Here is an 18558-nt window from a genome sequence, read left to right on the forward strand (position 1 = left end):
CTATGCCATATAATAAAAATATAAATAAATTGAGTGAGGATAGAAAATGCCAAAGTACAATTTAGAAACTCGAATTGCAGCCATTCAGATGTATAAAAAGACCGATTACAAGGTGGCTGTCTGTAAAGAATTTGGCATCTCTCGGGTGACTCTGGATGCATGGATCCGCCTTGAAGAAGAAACTGGCGACTTGGTCCATAAACCTGTAAAAAATCGCGGCGCACCGGGCCATATTAAAGATTGGAATGAATTTCAAGTGTTTGTAAGATCTTTAAAATTTCAAAATATTAGTGATTTGGTTCCAATATTTGAACAGCGCTTTGGTTATGCAGTTTCTTATGCGGTTCTGGTGCGTGCTATTCATGTTTTAGGCATGCGTCGCCGTCGTGGTCGCTTTTATTCTTAAATTAAAAATGAGCCCGACAATAAAATAATTCGACCTGTTAAATTTAAAAAAATAAATGTACATTAATGTAAGTTTTCTTTATTAAAAACGTAAACTATATTTATTAAAAAAGTAAATTTATGAAACAAAAAAGTAAAGTCTAAATATTAAAAATGTAAATTTATAAAATTAAAAATATTTAGCAATGTTCGTCATTATGTTCAATGATGATAAGAATTGCTCACTAAAATAGAGCAAGCTTGAATAAAAGTGGTGCGAGTTGGTAATTTTTTTCAGCCTATGCGGACAGCCGGAATCCGTTCTATTACATGAGGCATAAAAAAAGCAGCACTTTGGCTGCTTTTTCTACAATAAAATTTAGGATTTATACATCGGTCGATTGTCATTCAAGCGCATGATGCCACGAATCGCCCGATACACAATCCAGATCCAGGCCAGAAAGACCACCAACAAACAGAAAGCGGATGCACCAAATGCCACGCCTGCAAACAGGTTCGGATCTTCGCCAGTAAAGAACAGAAACAAAAATGGAATAAAGGCAATGATATTCCAGACCAGATACCACCAGAAACTGCGGATCTGCCAGGTGAAGTGGCTTTCAAAAATTGAACCACGCACATCGCGACGTTTGACATAGTTAATGATCAACGCCACGACAGCCAAAAGGCCAGCACTAAAAATGGCCACAATATATAGAATGTACAGTGCAAAAGTCAGTGTGCGATTTGGGTCTTTATCAATGGAATAGTTCACGTCCCCTCCTGATCTTTCCCCTAAATATTTAAACTGTTAAATGGGGAAATTAGCCATATAATCAAAATGATGTTAAAGGCTATAGTACAAAAATATATCTGTCGGAACGGTTGTTTTTGTGTTTTATGTCGCAGTTTTTGCTGGGCTAACCAGGCTGCTGGCCAACCACCTAAAAAAGCCACCAGATGCAGGGTATTTTCCGGAATACGTTGCTTACCCGATTGCGCCGCTTCCTTGTCCTGCGCATACAACCAGTAACTCAATGCATTCATCAAACTGATCAGCAACAAGACCAGTCCGCTGAGCAGACCGCCCAAAGTCAATGCGGTCAGCAACAGAATATAAACCACACAGGCAATCTGCATCGGTTGTAATTTCTGTGACTGCTGTTGCTTGGAGGGTTTGAATTTAGCCTGAGACGTTTTGGTTTGCGATGCTTTCAGATACATGACCTGCTGTGCTTTGTATCGTCCGCGCTCATCTAAAATGACCGTGTAATCTAAGGCACAGCCGACAATCGGACGCGGACCTTGCTTGGCAAAGTCCTTGATATGCAGAAATACGCGATCTTTGGCCGAATCATTGGGCTGAATAAAGCCATAACCCTTGTCATCAAACCACTCTACTAAACGCCCCTGATCGCGCATATCCCCTGTCCTTTTGTCTTTATAAATTTTAAATATTTAAGCTGTAACGAATTTTAATCGCTCAATCAACATATTACGCATCTCGACTGGATTTTTTTGCAAAATATCTTCGCCAGTACGACCCAAGGCCGCGTTACGCTGTGCCACCTGTAACCGCATCATCCAGAAGCGACCTGCGGCCATGGCCAAGTACAACTCTAAACATGATTTTTCATCTGCTGTTAAGGGGCGGACGCTTTCATAGGCATTTAAAAAGACAATGGCTTTTTCTTCGTTTAAAGTGACATCCGGATAGTTGGTGCAAAAGTCATTTAAAGTAATCGCGATATCAAATAAAAATTCATCTTTGTTTAGTTCATAAAAATCCAGAATACCGTTGAGTTGATCACCCTCAAATAAGGTATTGTCCCGGAACAGATCGGAATGAATAAAGCCACGTGGACGATCTGGATAGACTGCTGTTAAAGCGTCATACAGGCCTAAAAGCTTGCCGAGCAATACTTTATCGGCCGGACTTAAACTTGGTTTGATTTCTTGGGACACGGTCAGCCAATACGCATGATCACGCACGAAATTACGTTCTAATTTGAAGTCCTGCAATGCCACATGCATTTTTGCCTGCGCCACTGCAATTGCTTCAACTTGTGCCACGGTCGATGGCATGGGATGCTTACCCAACAGGCGCGGTGCAATCTGTGCCGGTTTATCTTTAATACTATGAATAGCCTTGCCTGAATGCGATAAAGGCACCGGAACGGCCAAGCCTGCTTTGCCCAAATGTTGTAATACAGGCACAAGTTCCCCTGCCGCCTGTTCATCCATATCCTCAAACACGGTCAGCACATAGTGTGCGTCTTCGCAGACCAAAAAATAGTTGGTATTTTGAATACCGCCTTGAATCGGAATCAGATCAACCGCCTTTAAACCGTAGGGCGCTGCAAAATCCTGAACTTCCTTTAAAGTCAAAGTGGTATAAACCGACATAGAAAACCTGCGAAAAAACTTACATAATTTTGCTAGAATACCGTTTCCATCTGCCAAGGTGTAGCGCTTGCGTGGGTGAGTTTCATAATCGGCTGTAATAATTGGAAAAATTTATGCTAGCTAAACGTATTATTCCTTGCCTCGACGTTGATAATGGTCGTGTGGTCAAGGGTGTTCAATTCCTTGATATTCGTGATGCAGGTGACCCAGTTGAGGTCGCACGTCGTTATAACGAACAAGGTGCCGATGAAATTACTTTCCTTGATATTACCGCTACACATCATGGACGCGACACCACTTACCGTACTGTAGAACGTATGGCTGAATCGGTTTTCGTCCCCCTGACGGTCGGTGGCGGTGTGCGTAAAGTCGAAGATATCCGTTTGCTACTCAATGCTGGTGCAGATAAAGTCAGCATCAACTCGGCAGCAGTATTTAATCCGGAATTTGTCCAGGAAGCATCACAACGTTTTGGCGCACAATGTATCGTGGTCGCCATTGATGCCAAAAAAACCGGCGAAGATAAATGGGAAATTTTCACCCACGGCGGCCGCAAACCGACCGGCATTGATGCCTTGGAATGGGCAGAACAAATGGCCAATTACGGCGCAGGTGAACTCCTGATTACCTCAATGGATGCCGACGGCACCAAAGCCGGTTATGACATCGCCCTGATGCGTGCTATCAATGACCGCGTCACTGTACCGACTATTGCCTCTGGCGGTGTAGGAAATTTACAACATCTGGCAGACGGGATTATTCATGGCGGTGCTGATGCGGTACTGGCAGCGTCAATTTTCCATTTTGGTCAACATACCATTCCTGAAGCCAAAGCCTATATGGCAGCGCAAGGCATTGAAATGCGCCTTTAATTCAAAAACGAATTCCTATTTAAAAAAAGAGCATCACAACGATGCTCTTTTTTATTTCTACAGGATAAGCCTAGGCAATAAATCATTTGGAAAATACTCTCATCATCTGTGGCACATCCGGGTTTGCTCTAATGATGACTGCTTTGAAAAAGTATATCCATCGTTCTGTGGATTAAAGCAGAACAGCAAACACGACAAAAAAGAGTTAATAGAAAAGGACTTGTATGTTCAAAATGATATTTAGGGATTGTTATTGATCAATAGCCGCCGGACAGCGCGAAGCTTTCCAGTGCTGAGCAGCTTAAATATAAAGGACGTTATTTTCTTTCAATATTCACCCCAGTATGAGGATGAACAAGATCGCTCTATTTTGACCGATATTCAAAAGTAAAAATTAAATAAAAAAAAAGGAGTCTCGCGACTCCCTGTAAAAACCAAGATTAGACCACAGCGCTTGGTATTCAAAATAATTCATTACACCTAAAACATATAAGTATGTGGCTTCACTCACCAACAACCGTGAATATAGGCCAAATCAAAAGGATAATATTGACAATACATCTGCATTTTATTGACAAATCACGACAAGAACCGGGTTTTAGCGATTTAATGGCCTATTTAAGTGATTGGTCGCAGGATTTTTAGCAATTTTAGCCGGAGTTTCTGCCCACTTGGCTGGAAAATAACGGTCTGCCCAATAGTTCAGTTTTTTCGAGATCGGTGCAGGCAATACCATACCTAAAGGGTTCTGCTCCTGTAAATCTGCGGAGGAAATCACCCGGGTACCCAGCAGATAGTCGAACCAGGGTTTGGTCACACACCAGTTGGCATCCTGATTACTATTCATGTGATGATCATAATGCCAAGGCAGCTTTTTTTTGGCCCATTCTGGCTCCAGATGGGCACGACGATGCCGATAATAATAATTGCCTGCACTATATAATACGGCCAGCGTCATCCCTTTGGAAAAAGGATAAAACGTCAATCCAAAGACTGTAGCAACCACGGCAAGAGAAGCAATTTCATTGCGGGTACGCCAGTTGTTCAGTCCTTCTACATAACCGAAATCGGAAAATTCCGTTTTACGCACAATGCGGTGATGTTCCCAATGCGAACACATGCTTTCTGGAACCGGACTATAGCGGCTCTGTCCTTGGCGGTGAATTCCATGTAACACATATTTATGCGCAAACCATTCAAATCCATTGGCAACGACGAGTCCTGCCAGAAAACCTTTCCACATGATCTTTTACCTCTTGGTCTATTTTTCAATATAGGCTAAGTAAAAGACTAGATATTGACCAAAATATTCAATATGATTGACAAAATACGACAAAATAAAAGAATTAAAAAATGCTGGTTCTAAAAAACTACGTAGGCTCGATATACGGTGGTTTAGGACATTTACTTTTGGACTATTATCAGCTGAAACAGCTCGAAGTCCCTGAGAAATTATTGGCCATTCAAAATCTGGAACGCTTTGATTTTACTCTGTGGCGTGATCTGCTGACGACACTTGATCAACAGCTGCAGCGCCCGGCTTTGGGCCTGGAAATTGCGCAACTGGTCGAGACTAAACATCTCGGGATTATCGGTTATCTGGCACTTTCCAGTGACACGCTGGGTGAAGCCTTCATGCGCTATCATGACTACCATCGCCTGATCTATGATGGTAGCCCGCTACAAATCCAGGGGCAAGGAGATCATCTTTCGATTGCCTGGGGTGAGGTTCCTTTTAAGATGAGTACGCAACTGACCGATGAAATCGCGATTGCACTCATGATCGAATTTATTAAATCGAATATTCTGGATAATAATCATCTGCATCTGCATGAAGTGCATTTTCAGCATCCAACACCCAAAAATATAGCATTGTATGAACAGTATTTCCGCTGCAAGGTTCGTTTCGGTCAAGCCAAGACTCAAGTCCTGATGCCGGTCAGCGAGCTGTCTACGCCTTTAAAACAGGGTGATCAGACCCTACAAAAGCTTCTGAAACAACAAGCTGAAGCTTTACTGGAAAAATTCCCCAATTCCACCCAAGTTGACCAGCAGTTACAGCAGGCGATTCTGGTGGGCCTGCAAAAAAACCAGTTCCAGATTGAACATATTGCCCAGCAAATAAAATTCTCTGTCCGTCAGTTACAACGACATTTGCAAAAGCAGGGTAAAACCTATCAGCAATGCATGCAGGAAATCCGCTCTATGATGGCAATGCAATATCTGAAAGATCCGCATTTAAGCTTACAGGAAATTTCCATGCTGCTTGGTTACTCCGAGCAGAGTGCATTTCAGCGGGCATTTAAGCAATGGACCCAGCTGACGCCACAACAATGGCGCTTAGAATCTTTGGCTCAGACAGCTTGAGACGCTGCAATACTGAGACTAAAAACAGTAAAAAGCCCAATAGGAATATTGGGCTTTGTGTCTGGTTCCAGATGGAACATTCTCCAACAAATGAAAAAATCTTATAAAAATGGATTTTCAATTTCGTCCAGATCATCCCGCTGCAGCTTTTCTGGCAGATCTACAGTATTTTCCAGTTGCTGCACCACATCATTTACAAAAGCCTGCAAAACCTTGGCAGCCTTAAGACCTTCCTGATCCTTGGTGATCTGCAAGTTTCCATACAGGCTGACACAATCCAGATCATTTTCCAAGGTCAGATCATGAATGGCATGGGATTCACTGCCATTTTCAAATGCTTTAAACATATCCTCTCCACCTGTCTTTGTTATTTTCAATAATGGGTGAGATCGATGCTACTCGAATCCCACTTTTTTCAGCAAGTTTATTTCAATAACTGCAAAATATATTGCAATAGCGCATCTATCAGCTGTTTTATAATCGTATTTTGGGTGTCGTTATCGATTGCACCACCAGTCGCTGAGGACGTCGAGGTATTTGAACCTGAAGATTTAAACTCACGTTGCAGTGCCTGCAAGTTTTCTTTAGAGACGTCTTCCGCACACTGGCTTTCTGCATCCCAGTTAGAATATTCGATTTTCTGATTGGCTTTAACCGCCTTGGCCGTCAATGGCAAACGATAGGTATTGCGCTTCTGCTCTTCGGTCAATTGTGGGAACAGGTTAATTCCGAGCTGTTCCTCCAGATAACAGACACTAACAATACGCACTTTGAGCGAATTATCATTCGGCGCATAATAAGCACCAATCGCACCGGTTTTCGGCAGGTAAACTGCCTTATACACCGCCGTCGGTACAATCACGCCATTACCAATGGTTTTTAGTTTTTTCGCCGCAAATACCGGCCCGGTAACAACATAAGCATCCTGCTTCTGTTTGGTTACAATGGCACGGGTCGCTTCTTCCAGTTCACGCCAGACCTGCTGATTGTTTTTCGGTGCTTGCGGCACCATATTGGCCAGTGAGAAACTGTCCGACTGTGCAGCCTTATTGGGCATATCCGCATTTGGCGCCATATGCCCGCGATCATAACCGGAACCACGATAATCCGCCAACGTCGCCCGATGCGCAGGTTTGAGCTGGGTCTCTTCATGAAAATTATCTTGACGCGGAATTTTCTGGCTTAAGCGTGCCGGTGTGAGTGCTTCAGCCACCCAAAGTGGGGTTTTCGAAACACCGGAATAACCGACGTTAAAGCCATTAAAGCACAGTGAATAACTGTCTTTTTTCAGGCTGTCTTTCATCAGATACGGCGGAACATCACGATAAAACTGTGTCAGACAGGCGGAATCGGATGAAGATGGCAGAGACACCCATTGACTGATTTTTTCCTGACCAAAGGCGATGGCAAAACTACTCGAAGCCACCACACCCAGAATGACTTTAGTACTATTTTTACTTAAAAACTGAAAAAGAGAGTTCTTGGATTTACGCTGCTTCTTGGCCATTATTACACGTACTTTTTAGATCAATACCGATTTTTCCCGAGCTTAACAAGCTGTGTATATGAAGTATATCTTGACCCTGCCATTCGCTTAACAAATAAACAATAATGGCTTAAAAGCCACGAAAGCTGTAACAAACTGTCTATTTTTTATTTCATTTTAAATGAGGTTTCGCAGTCTTTGAGTAGCTTTGATTGGAGCTGCCGGATGAGTATGTAAAGCTAAGCGCCTATCCCAATTCGTACAATTATTAGCAGTGGTGTCAATCATGAATTCCAAACTCTCTAAAATATTAGGTTTAGGATTATTCACAAGTGTAATCAGCGCAGGCGCATTTGCCGAGCCACCGGTTCAACCGGGTGAAACACTTGAAAGCTTGTCTAAAGCTAAAATTAGTACCACGGTAAATGGTCAGGAAGGCTCTCTAGAAACTCTAGTCAACTCTGGTCAAATCCGCCTTGTCGATCCGCGTACAGCTGCGCCACAGCAACCAATGCCAAATACGCAGCCAGCGATGCCAAATGATCCAGCGATGATGCAGGCACCAGGTAATTCAGACATGGTTTCGCCACAACCTCCTGTGGCAGAACCGGGTATGAATCAATCAGACATGCCGGCCAATCTGGCTGAACCGGCCAACAGTACCGAAGTCGAAGCAACCACATCTATGGCTGCGCCAGAACAACAGCCTGTGCTTGAAGAGCAACAGCAAGCTGCTGTAGTTGAAGCCAATGCAATGAATGCACAAACTGAAATTGCAGCTCAAGCCGATGCAGAACCAGTGCTGATGGAGCAGCCTTTGAATGCTGCACCTGAAGTGCCGGCTGCCGTAGAACTTGAGCAATAATCCGAAGCTCAGTTATTTACTGTTTCTCCCATAAAAAACCAGAGTGTGTCTCTGGTTTTTTATGCTTTTTAATTTTATTTACATCTGAATCTGGGTGCCCAGCTCGACCACACGGTTGGGTGGAATCTGATAGAAATCACTGACCGGACTGGTATTGCGCTGCATGGAAATAAACAGTTTTTCCCGCCACGGTGCCATACCCTCACCCACAGTATGCATAATCCGTTCACGTGAAATAAAGAAACTGATCTGCATCAGATCATATTCAAAACCCCATTTTCGATAAGCCTGTTGTAAAGCTACTGGAATATTGGGCTGATCCTTAAAACCATAATAGATAAATACCCGATAAAAATGCTCACTCAATTGTTCCAGTTCAACCCGATCTTGCTTAGCTACAAAGGGAACATCACGAGTAATGACCGTGAGCATAATATTACGTTCATGCAAGACTTTGTTGTGCTTGATATTATGCAGCATGGCATGCGGGACAATATTTGGTGTACCCGTCAGGAAAATGGCCTCACCTGGCACATATTTGGTACCTTCCCCCATTGAGATACTTTTAATAAACAGATCAATCGGCAAGGCATCCTGTTCCAGACGCTTCAAAACCAAAGCGCGTCCATCTTTCCAGGTCATCAAAATGGTAAACAGCACGGCACCAATCAGAATCGGCACCCAGCCACCCGAGGTGATTTTTAAAGAAGTTGAGGCTACAAAGACCAAATCCAGAGCCAAAAATGGCACAGCAAACAATGCCACTTTCCAGACCGGCCAACGCCATAAACCATAAGCCAGAATCGAGATCAGAATAGTACCGCAGAGCATGGTCATGGTCACTGCAACACCATAAGCACTGGCCAGATTGGCACTATTTTCAAACAGTAAAATCAGGATCAAGACCGAAATAAACAGCAGCCAGTTAATAAAGGGCAGATAAATCTGGCCACGTTCGACTGCCGAGGTATGCTTGACCGATAGACGCGGCAAATAACGCAGTTGAATGGCCTGATTGACCATCGAAAATACCCCGGTAATCACCGCCTGCGAGGCAATGACCGCCGCTGCGGTGGCCAGTCCAATCATCGGGAACAAGGCCCAGTCCGGCAACAGCATATAGAAAGGGTTGGCCAGCGCTTCAGGACTACGCAGCAACAATGCGCCCTGTCCGGCATAATTCAGCAATAAACACGGCAAGACAATAATAAACCAAGCCAGACGAATTGGCAGACGACCGAAATGCCCCATATCGGCATAAATTGCTTCCCCCCCGGTCATGGTCAGAATCACCGCGCCCATGGTCAGGAAAGCCACGTAGGGCTGATCAACCACAAAGTGATATGCCCAGTACGGATTCACCATCCAGAGGACAGACGGGGTCTGGATAATGCTCCACAAACCAAAACCGCCAATGGACAGGAACCAGAGCATGGTTAAAGGCCCGAAAAATTTCCCCATGGTGGCTGTACCGTGGCGCTGCACCATAAACAGCCCCGCCAGAATTCCAATCGATAGCGGTACCAGCCATTGATTGAAAATAGGTGTCGCAATACTCAAGCCTTCAATGGCAGACAGCACAGAAATTGCCGGAGTAATAATACCGTCACCAAAGAATAGCGATGCACCAATAAAACCCAAGGCAATCAGGAAAATTTTCTTTTGATCAGCAATTCGTGTGGTACGCAGATTTAATGCCAATAATGACATGATTCCGCCTTCGCCGTTGTTATCGGCACGCATGATGACCGTGACATATTTAAAGCTGATGGTGAGCATCATGCACCAGAAAATCAGCGACAGGATACCGAGTACAGAGGCCTCGCTAATGGCGAGATGTGCGGTGAGGAAGCATTGGCGCAGTGCATACAGTGGACTGGTGCCAATATCTCCGAAAACGACCCCAAGCGCAGCCAGTGTAATCACCGGGAGAGCTGCTTTTTGTGCAGTGCTTTGCATATATTGTCTTCGTTTTTAACAAGCATTTTTGCGAATCATAGCACCACATTAAAAGTTTTTCTGCAAATCAATTGTTTCAGCTTGGCACAGCTGGTTTTTTTCGCTATTATCCTCGGCCTATGGTGAGGTGTCCGAGTGGCTGAAGGAGCACGCCTGGAAAGTGTGTAAACGTTTATAGCGTTTCGAGGGTTCGAATCCCTCTCTCACCGCCAGAATTTAAAAACCCGAATCACATGATTCGGGTTTTTTTATTGCCTGAAATTCAAATTCGCATCTGCTTAGAATCATTAAACAATCCATCACCACCATGATTAAAGTTACTATGACCTAAGGAATATGGCTGTTCTAAGACGATTATTCCACCATATTTAAATTTTTCTTAAGCTTCCGTGCTTTTCTAGGTTCAATTTAAAAACTGGCATAAAAATAGCTTAATTCTATTGTCATCAAAGCTATGTTATGGTGCCTACAGAGGTGCTGAGAGGAGAATAAAAACCATAAAATAGAAAGAAATACAGGATTGATCGAGCCATTTAAACTTAAAGCTAAATAGATACACTGCTATTCGGAGAGCGAACATGAATAACAGCGCAAACTATGTAAAACAGATCAAAAATGCAAAACGTGGCGGTTATACCCCAACCATTGCCAAAGACATCAATAAACATAAAATTCAAAAAGCTCTGAGACTCATCGAACAGTGGAGAAGCCTCGCTCAAGAACTCAAACCTCAAATGCAGTTTGATATGGCCTTTACTTTAGAGGAATGTGCACAAGAATTAGACCAGATCCTAAAAAAGCGATAATCCCTTTTAAGCGATTGACCCATACTAAACCCTGTACATTCACCCTCGCCCATATCTGCCTATATGGGCGTTTTCTTGATCTTTCGATAAAAGACAGTTTAGATAGAATGAACCGGAAAAACGGTAAATCGTACCAAAATAGCTTGAACGGTTATTTTTTGGCTTGCGTAGCGAATGAATTTCTGTAAAATGCACTCCACCATGCCGGCATAGCTCAGTTGGTAGAGCAACTGACTTGTAATCAGTAGGTCCACAGTTCGAATCCGTGTGCCGGCACCATATCTTAGCCTCGCTTTTTAGTGAGGCTTTGATGTTTCTGGGCTTGGTATTTTTCAAACTTGAATTTTTCGACGTTTTCTTACGCTGTTTTAGTCCTTCGATTGTGCCGTTACCTGCACATATCTCACGATCCCTTCCTGATATAATTTTTGGCATAGCTTTGCTGTCATTTGAATTTTAAAATGATCCAAGCCTGAGCCTTGAATATGATGACCGGCTTGTTTTGAATTCAAAGTTTTTTGTACATAATCCGCAAAGCCAGAAAATACCGGCTCGGATAGATCCTGAATCTGAATATTTTTAAATTCAAAACGATCCAGACACGCATACAGTGCACCAACAGACATTAATTCTTTTAAATTTATATCGGCAGATTTCAGTAACAGCTGATATTTACGCTTTTGAAATGAATTCAAATTTTGCCAACGTTCCGATAACACCAGATGATGAAAACCAATTCGTGCATTTGGCTTTAAAACACTGCTGATTTGTTGCAAAAGTAACGGAACCGGACTGTGATAAGCTGCATCCAGACACAGCACCACATCAAAACGCTGGGAAAATTGTAATTCGTTTAAACGCAGAAACGAGGCCTGATAGATGGCATTCAGTTCTGGCAGATGTTGCTGAATAGTGGCCACGCAAGCCGCTTGTACTTCGACACCGGCCAGATATTGCACTCGGTAGTGCTGTTGCCAGTGCAATAAACTTGCACCCTGACCACAGCCCAGATCCAGCAATTTATCTTTTGAATTCAAATTGACACTCTGCGCGAGCTGATCGGCCAGCGTGCGACAGGCAGCAACATAATCCTGCTGTCCTGCCTGCCAATAGCCCAAATTACTCCAGGGCAATTGCGCCTGATCCCCCAGCGCCGCTGCATGAATTGCATATTTATGCTGAGGAAAGCGCTGACGCAATGCCTGAAGCCATTGCATCAATTAATAACCCAGTTGCGGAGCAACCTCGACCACAGGTTTTAAACCCTGAAACGGTAAAGGCGCACCGAAAATTTCCGCAATCTTCATCGCTGAGGTCACAGCCGATTCCAGAATGGGCAAACCGTCACATGACCATGAACCGCAGAAAAAGACTTTGCGATTGGCTTCCAGATGACGCTGCTGTAATTCCTTGTTCAGCGCCACGGTATTGGCATCGACCACCGCACGCGTCAGCATGACCGAGGTAATCACCTTTTTCGGGTCAATCTCGGTCACCGGACGCCAAGTCTGGAACACTGCCGACTTGCCGACCAGAGAAGGTTCAATCGAGTTGAGCCACACTGTAAATTGCTGACGGGTAAACTTACGATCCATCATATAGCTGAGCACAGCCCAGTCTTTACGTTTTGGCGGCATCACGCTGGCATCGGTATGAATCACCAGTTCGCCCTGTTCGAATTTGAATTTCTTCAATAATTCAATTTCGCTGGCAAACTGGGTTGGATCCAGGAATTGCTCAATTTTAGTGGTTGGCGTCGCGACAATGACCCGGTCAAACAGTTTTGAATAACCGGCCGCATTTTCAACTTTGACCTGATCGCCCTGCTCTTGAACCAGTGTAATCGCTGAACCATCTTCAATATGAATACCTTCCACCAGTTTGTCGACCAGCGCCGGTGTTCCGCCTTGCAAGCGTAGTAAGGCATCGCCATCAGTCAATTGACGCAGGAAAATCAATAAAGGTTTCGCCGGCCATTCACCAATGGTTTTCGGATTGCAGGTACAAATGGTATACAGTACCGGCATTACGGCGCCATGCCAGAACACTTCTTCAATCTCATTGCGATTGATAAATTCTGCCAGGCTGATGTCCTGATTTTTCGACTTAAAAAATTTGGTTAATGCCACTTTGAGCTGCAACAGGCCCTTGACCAGACGCCAGCCATACTGCTGCAAGCCTTTACGGTTATTGATAATTGGAATATTGCCGATACGGCTACGCGATGTGGTCAGCCAGGTTTCAGTTTTATCTTCAAATAACCAGCTGCAGGCCATATAGGTACGCACCGGATAAGTTTTAATGCCCAGATACGTGGCCAGACTCAGGGTGTTTTTCCACAGATAAGGATTCATCACACGTAAAGGTGCATCAATTAGCCCCCCTTCAAATTCAAGGCTATGACTGTCCATGCCACGACCTGGAAGTGCTTCAAAAATCGTGATGTGATGTCCTGCATCCTGGAGAATTCTGGCTGTTGCCAGTCCGGCCATGCCACTACCAATTACTGCGATATCCAAACTGATCATCCGTCATTGAAAAACTACAGAAATTATGTACCATGCGCCAATCAAACAGGTTATTAAAATCTTCCAGAATATATGTTTTTCGTAAAGGCAATTGGACGGGATAAAATCTGCTTTTCACTATTTTTTTGAACAGGTTACAAAATTCACCAAACTCAGGATTTTATTCATATTTTTTCCATATAACCAGAAAAATCACTTTAAAAACAAACATCTTAATTAACCATTTTTATAACCTTTGGTTGACAAACGCCCTTGAAAAACCTATGATTCACAGCATAATAAAACCATAAACCCATCAGATTCCACCAAGATGAGTTTATGCGTAAATTATTTAAAACGACAAGAAACTACAGCGCCTTATAAAATAAAAGCCTCTGCGAAAGCAGAGGCTTCTTTGTTTAACCGCTCGGTGTACTATTCAGCCTGCACCGCAATTTCACCAAATTTACCCTGATTAAACTCTTGAAATGCCTGCATAATTTCTTCCTTGCTGTTCATTACAAACGGGCCATAACCTTGAATGGGCTCATTGAGTGGCTCGCCTGTCAGTAACACAAACTGGGTATCCTGATAGGCTTGCAACTGAATCGCCGGATCTCCATCACGGGCAAACATTATAATTGAGCTGTCCAGGACTTTCTGGCTCGCATTGACCACCAGCTCACCCTTCAGCACGACTAACAGTGCATTATGCCCGGCAGGGATATGTAATGTGGTTTCATATTCCGCTTTCAGTTCACCATCCCAGACATTGATCGGACTAAAAGTATGAGCAGGACCTTGATGACCAGCAAACTCACCTGCAATCACCCGGATATGCCCCGCCTCTTCATCCATTTCAATCCGCGGAATAGCTGCCGCAGTGATCGCCTGATAACGTGGTGTGGTCATCTTGTCTTTGGCCGGCAGATTGACCCAGAGCTGTACCATTTCAAAGAGACCGCCATGTTTGGCAAAATCTGGAGAATGAAATTCTTCATGGACTACACCTGAGCCTGCGGTCATCCACTGCACATCACCTGCCTGAATCGTGCCGCCACCGCCACTTGAATCTTGATGCGTCACTGCCCCCTGATAGGCTAACGTCACTGTTTCAAAACCGCGATGTGGATGTGAACCCACGCCATGTTGTACAGTCGTCGGATCAAAATGATAGGGCGCAGCATAATCCAGCAACAAAAACGGACTGATCGCCTGACCTAAACGGTCATAGGAAAACAGATTTTTGACCGGAAAGCCATCACCGACCCAATGCATGTTTTGATTACGGTAAACACCAATTACTTTTTTCATCTTTTAACTCCTATTACGATAGGATGAACATGCAGCCATTTTATGCCGGGCCAAGATGCGCTGATAGTCCTAAGCTGGAATACAGTATCTTATATATAAGACAATCTCTGCTTTAACTTCCCGAATTCAACACAAATAAACTAAAATTTTGGTCTAAATTTTTAATTATCCTATTTTTAAGATTATTTATCCCAGAATTTGGGCTTATTTTGTCCTGTTTTTAGCTCTAATATAAAAATCACCACGTCCCGGAACAGCCTGGGTTTGATCCAAGACGGGATGCTAATTTTATAGAGAGGAACAGAGAAATGGCAAAACCTTATGTACGTTTAGACAAAGACAATGCAGCCGTATTACTTGTAGACCATCAGACTGGTTTGTTGTCACTGGTTCGTGATATTGACCCAGATAAATTCAAAAATAATGTATTGGCGCTTGCGGCAGCAGCAAAATATTTCAATTTACCGACCATTTTGACCACCAGCTTCGAACAAGGCCCAAATGGTCCGTTGGTTCCTGAGCTGAAAGAGCTATTCCCGGACGCACCTTATATTGCTCGTCCAGGGCAAATTAATGCCTGGGATAATGAAGATTTTGTTAAAGCGGTAAAAGCCACGGGTAAAAAACAGTTGATCATTGCTGGCGTGGTGACTGAAGTATGTGTCGCCTTCCCGGCGCTGTCTGCACTCGAAGAAGAATTTGACGTATTCATCGTGACAGATGCATCTGGTACCTTTAATCACCTGACACGTGATGCTGCATGGAACCGTATGTCACAGGCTGGTGCACAGCTGATGACCTGGTTTGGTCTGGCTTGTGAACTGCACCGTGACTGGCGTAATGATATCGAAGGTCTCGGCAGCCTGTTCAGCAATCATATTCCTGACTACCGCAACCTGATGAATAGCTATAACCAGAATACTGCCCAAAAATAAACCATACACATCTCTAAAATAAGCGGCCTTCGGGTCGCTTTTTGTTGGAACAATTAAATTAATCTGGCTTGGAAACAGTTTAGCCTGGCCCGGATTTCCCCTATGATGGGCATTGTATGAACGCAGGGCGATTGAGGTGAAAGGTGCATTCTTTTGATGACTATTATTATTTTTATCTGGTGGTCAAGCATGGCGGCTTCAGTGCAGCCAGTGACATCTCCGGAATCACCAAATCCAAACTCAGCCGACGTATTTTAGAGCTGGAAGCCCGTTTCAATGTCACCCTGATTCAACGCTCAACCCGACATTTTAAGGTGACCTCACTGGGCCAGGAATTTTTTGAGGAATGCGAAAAGCTGATTCAACAGGTGGAATGTGCCCGTAATGTCTTGCTCAAGCAGAAAAGTGAACCACAAGGCCTGGTCAAGCTGAGTTGTCCTTCGGTGATGATGCGCTACCAGATCCGCAGCCTGCTGAATGAATTCCTCAAGACTTATCCCAAGGTTCAGGTAGAAATGGAAATTACCAGCCGGCGTGTCGATGTGCTGCATGATGAGATTGACCTGGCAATCCGCACCAACTTTGAAGCCAATGAAGATTCCAGCATTGTCGTTCGCGATGTGACTAAAACCACGCATTGTCTGGTTGCCAGTCCGGAGCTGTTGCAAGGCCGTTCGATACACTACCCCACTGAGATCAATGACTTTCCGACCATCGTTTTAGGCACGCAGAAAAACCACTATCAATGGCATCTGCATCGTATCGACAGTCATGAACAGATGGATATCCCCCTAGAACCCCGCATCAAAAGCAATGACCTGGCCGGCGTATACTATTCTGCCCTGGATGGCCTGGGTATTGCCGATCTACCCTTGTTAACCGTGGAAGCAGATCTCAAAGCTGGTCGCCTGATCCATCTGCTGCCAGACTGGTGTTCCAATATGGGAACCGTACAACTGGTCTATGCCTCACGCAAAGGTCAGCGTCTGGTGATGGAAAAACTGATTGAGCATCTGGTCGAGGGCTTACGTGCCCGGGCAGAAGGCCATCAGGGCTATACCATTTGAATTGTGCTTTCATGTTGAGCAGCCAATAAAAAAATCCAGCACTGAGTGCTGGATTTTTTGCTTTGAAATAAAGTGAGCGAATTAGATTTTACCCACTAAGTCAATTGAAGGAGCAAGAGTTGCTTCGCCTTCTTTCCATTTCGCAGGACATACTTCACCTGGGTGAGCGTGTACATATTGCGCTGCTTTCACTTTGCGAAGCAGTTCAGCTGCATCACGACCAATACCACCGGCATTGATTTCAACGATCTGGATTTTACCTTCTGGATCGATCACGAAAGTACCACGATCTGCCAGACCTTCAGCTTCAATCAATACTTCAAAGTTTTTCGCCAAAGTCCAGGTTGGGTCGCCGATCATTGGGTACTGGATTTTACCAATTACGTCAGAGGTATCATGCCAAGCTTTATGGGTGAAGTGCGTATCGGTTGATACACCATAAATTTCTACGCCCATTTTCTGGAATTCAGCATATTGATCAGCAAGATCGCCTAATTCAGTTGGACAAACAAAAGTAAAGTCAGCAGGATAGAAGAATACAACCGACCATTTACCTTTCATGTCCTGCTCGGACACTTCCACAAATTGACCCTTGTGGTAAGCAGTGGCGTTGAATGGTTTGATTTCAGTATTGATTAAACTCATGAGACCTTTCCTCGTATATTGGTGAGATTGTTCATTCGATGAAGATAGAATACGAAAATTTTTTAAATAGGTAAAACCGTAAGTTTTTATAAAAATAATCGCTTTTCTAGATTTAAGATTTCTATGAGAATTACTGATCTGATTGATTTGCTCAATATGGAGCCTAGAATTTTGAACATAAGCCGAGCAGTTGAAATATAATTTTTTGCAACTTAGATTAGCAATGATAAAGCTCTGAGCTCTATCCAAACTAAACAAAGCAAATTCAAGACATAAAAAACCCACCGGATTCAGGTGGGTCTTGGATGAAGATTTACCGTTCTGATAAGTTAAAACGGAAGATCATCATCTAAATCAGCTGCAGGCGCTGCTGTTGGTGCAGGTGCAGATTTCGGTGCAAAACCACTCGGGTTATTGTTGCCATAACCGCCACCCTGATTGTTGTTGAAACCGCCTTGCTGCGGCGCTGAACCATAACCCGACTGCGGATTATTGCCGTAACCGCCACTTTGGTTGTTACTCGCCTGATTATTGTTATTAAAACGTGGCTGGTTAAAACTGTTGTCGCCCTGCTCGCCTTGTGAACGATTCGAGTCCAGCATCTGCATTTGATCACCACGGATTTCCGTTGTATAGCGCTCCTGACCATTTTGATCAGTCCACTGACGGGTACGTAATGAACCTTCAATATATACTTTAGAACCTTTACGCAGATATTGCTGCGCAATTTCGCCTAAACGGTTATGCAACACGATACGGTGCCATTCCGTTTGTTCTTTACGTTCACCGGTACTTTTATCTGTCCACGAATCGCTAGTGGCGATCGAAAATTGAGTGAGAGAACCACCATTTGCAAAAGTTTTGGTTTCCGGATCTTTACCCAAAGTACCCACTAAAATGACTTTATTTACACCACGCATTTGCTGTTTACTTCCTATATATTTC

The 18558-nt window shown here is 43.9% G+C and carries 19 protein-coding genes and 2 tRNA genes; 9 read left to right on the plus strand and 12 right to left on the minus strand.

Annotated features, from left to right (window positions below):
* Positions 1-46: 46 nt before the first annotated feature.
* On the plus strand, positions 47-406 hold the full coding sequence (locus FTU44_RS08815) for a helix-turn-helix domain-containing protein (protein ID WP_159138366.1): 360 nt from the start codon (positions 47-49) through the stop codon (positions 404-406).
* A 357-nt stretch (positions 407-763) separates the two neighbouring features.
* Here FTU44_RS08815 and FTU44_RS08820 read toward each other — a convergent pair whose 3' ends face one another.
* Genes FTU44_RS08820 through FTU44_RS08830 form a run of 3 tightly spaced genes read right to left on the minus strand, consistent with a single transcriptional unit; the run spans position 764 to position 2790 of the window.
* Entirely contained in the window at positions 764-1159 is a 396-nt protein-coding gene (locus FTU44_RS08820; RefSeq protein ID WP_005095179.1) for a hypothetical protein, read from the minus strand.
* 20 nt (positions 1160-1179) lie between these two features.
* Positions 1180-1806 carry a DUF1294 domain-containing protein gene (locus FTU44_RS08825; protein ID WP_100329475.1) on the minus strand — a complete coding sequence of 209 codons (627 nt, stop codon included), beginning with the start codon at positions 1804-1806 and terminating at the stop codon, positions 1180-1182.
* A gap of 36 nt (positions 1807-1842) precedes the next feature.
* Entirely contained in the window at positions 1843-2790 is a 948-nt protein-coding gene (locus tag FTU44_RS08830; RefSeq protein WP_100356954.1) for a homoserine kinase, read from the minus strand.
* A gap of 113 nt (positions 2791-2903) precedes the next feature.
* Between FTU44_RS08830 and hisF the strand changes: the two genes are divergently transcribed.
* Positions 2904-3662, plus strand: coding sequence for an imidazole glycerol phosphate synthase subunit HisF (gene hisF, locus FTU44_RS08835; RefSeq protein ID WP_005095173.1), 759 nt, complete (start codon positions 2904-2906; stop codon positions 3660-3662).
* Positions 3663-4260: 598 nt separating this feature from the next.
* On the opposite strand, the gene FTU44_RS08840 is transcribed toward hisF, so the two are convergent.
* Entirely contained in the window at positions 4261-4905 is a 645-nt protein-coding gene (locus FTU44_RS08840; RefSeq protein ID WP_074383899.1) for a hypothetical protein, read from the minus strand.
* A gap of 110 nt (positions 4906-5015) precedes the next feature.
* On the opposite strand from FTU44_RS08840, the gene FTU44_RS08845 reads away from it, so the two are divergent.
* Positions 5016-6029: an AraC family transcriptional regulator gene (locus FTU44_RS08845; RefSeq protein ID WP_100354911.1), complete on the plus strand. Its 1014-nt coding sequence runs from the start codon at positions 5016-5018 to the stop codon at positions 6027-6029.
* 101 nt (positions 6030-6130) lie between these two features.
* On the opposite strand, the gene FTU44_RS08850 is transcribed toward FTU44_RS08845, so the two are convergent.
* Both FTU44_RS08850 and FTU44_RS08855 read right to left on the minus strand, forming a co-directional pair.
* Positions 6131-6376, minus strand: coding sequence for a hypothetical protein (locus tag FTU44_RS08850; RefSeq protein WP_005095167.1), 246 nt, complete (start codon positions 6374-6376; stop codon positions 6131-6133).
* 77 nt (positions 6377-6453) lie between these two features.
* On the minus strand, positions 6454-7536 hold the full coding sequence (locus FTU44_RS08855; RefSeq protein WP_074383897.1) for a DNA/RNA non-specific endonuclease: 1083 nt from the start codon (positions 7534-7536) through the stop codon (positions 6454-6456).
* A 265-nt stretch (positions 7537-7801) separates the two neighbouring features.
* Between FTU44_RS08855 and FTU44_RS08860 the strand changes: the two genes are divergently transcribed.
* On the plus strand, positions 7802-8380 hold the full coding sequence (locus tag FTU44_RS08860; RefSeq protein ID WP_005173169.1) for a hypothetical protein: 579 nt from the start codon (positions 7802-7804) through the stop codon (positions 8378-8380).
* 78 nt (positions 8381-8458) lie between these two features.
* Here FTU44_RS08860 and FTU44_RS08865 read toward each other — a convergent pair whose 3' ends face one another.
* Positions 8459-10339, minus strand: coding sequence for a potassium transporter Kup (locus tag FTU44_RS08865; protein ID WP_179999598.1), 1881 nt, complete (start codon positions 10337-10339; stop codon positions 8459-8461).
* Positions 10340-10460: 121 nt separating this feature from the next.
* Here FTU44_RS08865 and FTU44_RS08870 point away from each other — a divergent pair.
* The 3 genes from FTU44_RS08870 (at position 10461) to FTU44_RS08880 (ending at position 11424) form a co-directional block, all read left to right on the plus strand.
* Positions 10461-10551 (plus strand) — tRNA-Ser (locus FTU44_RS08870).
* Between the two features lie 366 nt (positions 10552-10917).
* On the plus strand, positions 10918-11145 hold the full coding sequence (locus tag FTU44_RS08875) for a hypothetical protein (protein ID WP_179999596.1): 228 nt from the start codon (positions 10918-10920) through the stop codon (positions 11143-11145).
* A 203-nt stretch (positions 11146-11348) separates the two neighbouring features.
* Positions 11349-11424 (plus strand) — tRNA-Thr (locus tag FTU44_RS08880).
* A gap of 89 nt (positions 11425-11513) precedes the next feature.
* Here FTU44_RS08880 and FTU44_RS08885 read toward each other — a convergent pair.
* The 3 genes from FTU44_RS08885 to FTU44_RS08895 all read right to left on the minus strand — a co-directional run bounded on the left by FTU44_RS08885 (position 11514) and on the right by FTU44_RS08895 (position 14966).
* Positions 11514-12362 carry a cyclopropane-fatty-acyl-phospholipid synthase family protein gene (locus tag FTU44_RS08885; protein WP_100356958.1) on the minus strand — a complete coding sequence of 283 codons (849 nt, stop codon included), beginning with the start codon at positions 12360-12362 and terminating at the stop codon, positions 11514-11516.
* A 3-nt stretch (positions 12363-12365) separates the two neighbouring features.
* Positions 12366-13673 carry an FAD-dependent oxidoreductase gene (locus tag FTU44_RS08890; protein ID WP_005173177.1) on the minus strand — a complete coding sequence of 436 codons (1308 nt, stop codon included), beginning with the start codon at positions 13671-13673 and terminating at the stop codon, positions 12366-12368.
* Positions 13674-14087: 414 nt separating this feature from the next.
* Positions 14088-14966 (minus strand): pirin family protein, encoded by an 879-nt coding sequence (locus FTU44_RS08895; RefSeq protein WP_005095152.1) that lies wholly within the window; start codon positions 14964-14966, stop codon positions 14088-14090.
* A 308-nt stretch (positions 14967-15274) separates the two neighbouring features.
* On the opposite strand from FTU44_RS08895, the gene ycaC reads away from it, so the two are divergent.
* A complete protein-coding gene (ycaC, locus tag FTU44_RS08900; protein WP_074383893.1) occupies positions 15275-15901 on the plus strand; it encodes an isochorismate family cysteine hydrolase YcaC in 627 nt (208 codons plus the stop codon).
* 143 nt (positions 15902-16044) lie between these two features.
* On the plus strand, positions 16045-16968 hold the full coding sequence (locus FTU44_RS08905) for a LysR substrate-binding domain-containing protein (protein WP_179999594.1): 924 nt from the start codon (positions 16045-16047) through the stop codon (positions 16966-16968).
* Between the two features lie 81 nt (positions 16969-17049).
* On the opposite strand, the gene ahpC is transcribed toward FTU44_RS08905, so the two are convergent.
* On the minus strand, positions 17050-17613 hold the full coding sequence (ahpC, locus tag FTU44_RS08910; protein WP_005095146.1) for an alkyl hydroperoxide reductase subunit C: 564 nt from the start codon (positions 17611-17613) through the stop codon (positions 17050-17052).
* Between the two features lie 329 nt (positions 17614-17942).
* The gene (ssb, locus tag FTU44_RS08915) at positions 17943-18533 is read right to left on the minus strand and encodes a single-stranded DNA-binding protein (RefSeq protein WP_005095120.1); all 591 of its coding nucleotides are present in this window, start codon (positions 18531-18533) and stop codon (positions 17943-17945) included.
* Between the last annotated feature and the right edge of the window lie 25 nt (positions 18534-18558).

This window comes from Acinetobacter sp. YH12105 (assembly GCF_013419095.1).
Lineage (GTDB): Bacteria > Pseudomonadota > Gammaproteobacteria > Pseudomonadales > Moraxellaceae > Acinetobacter > Acinetobacter pseudolwoffii.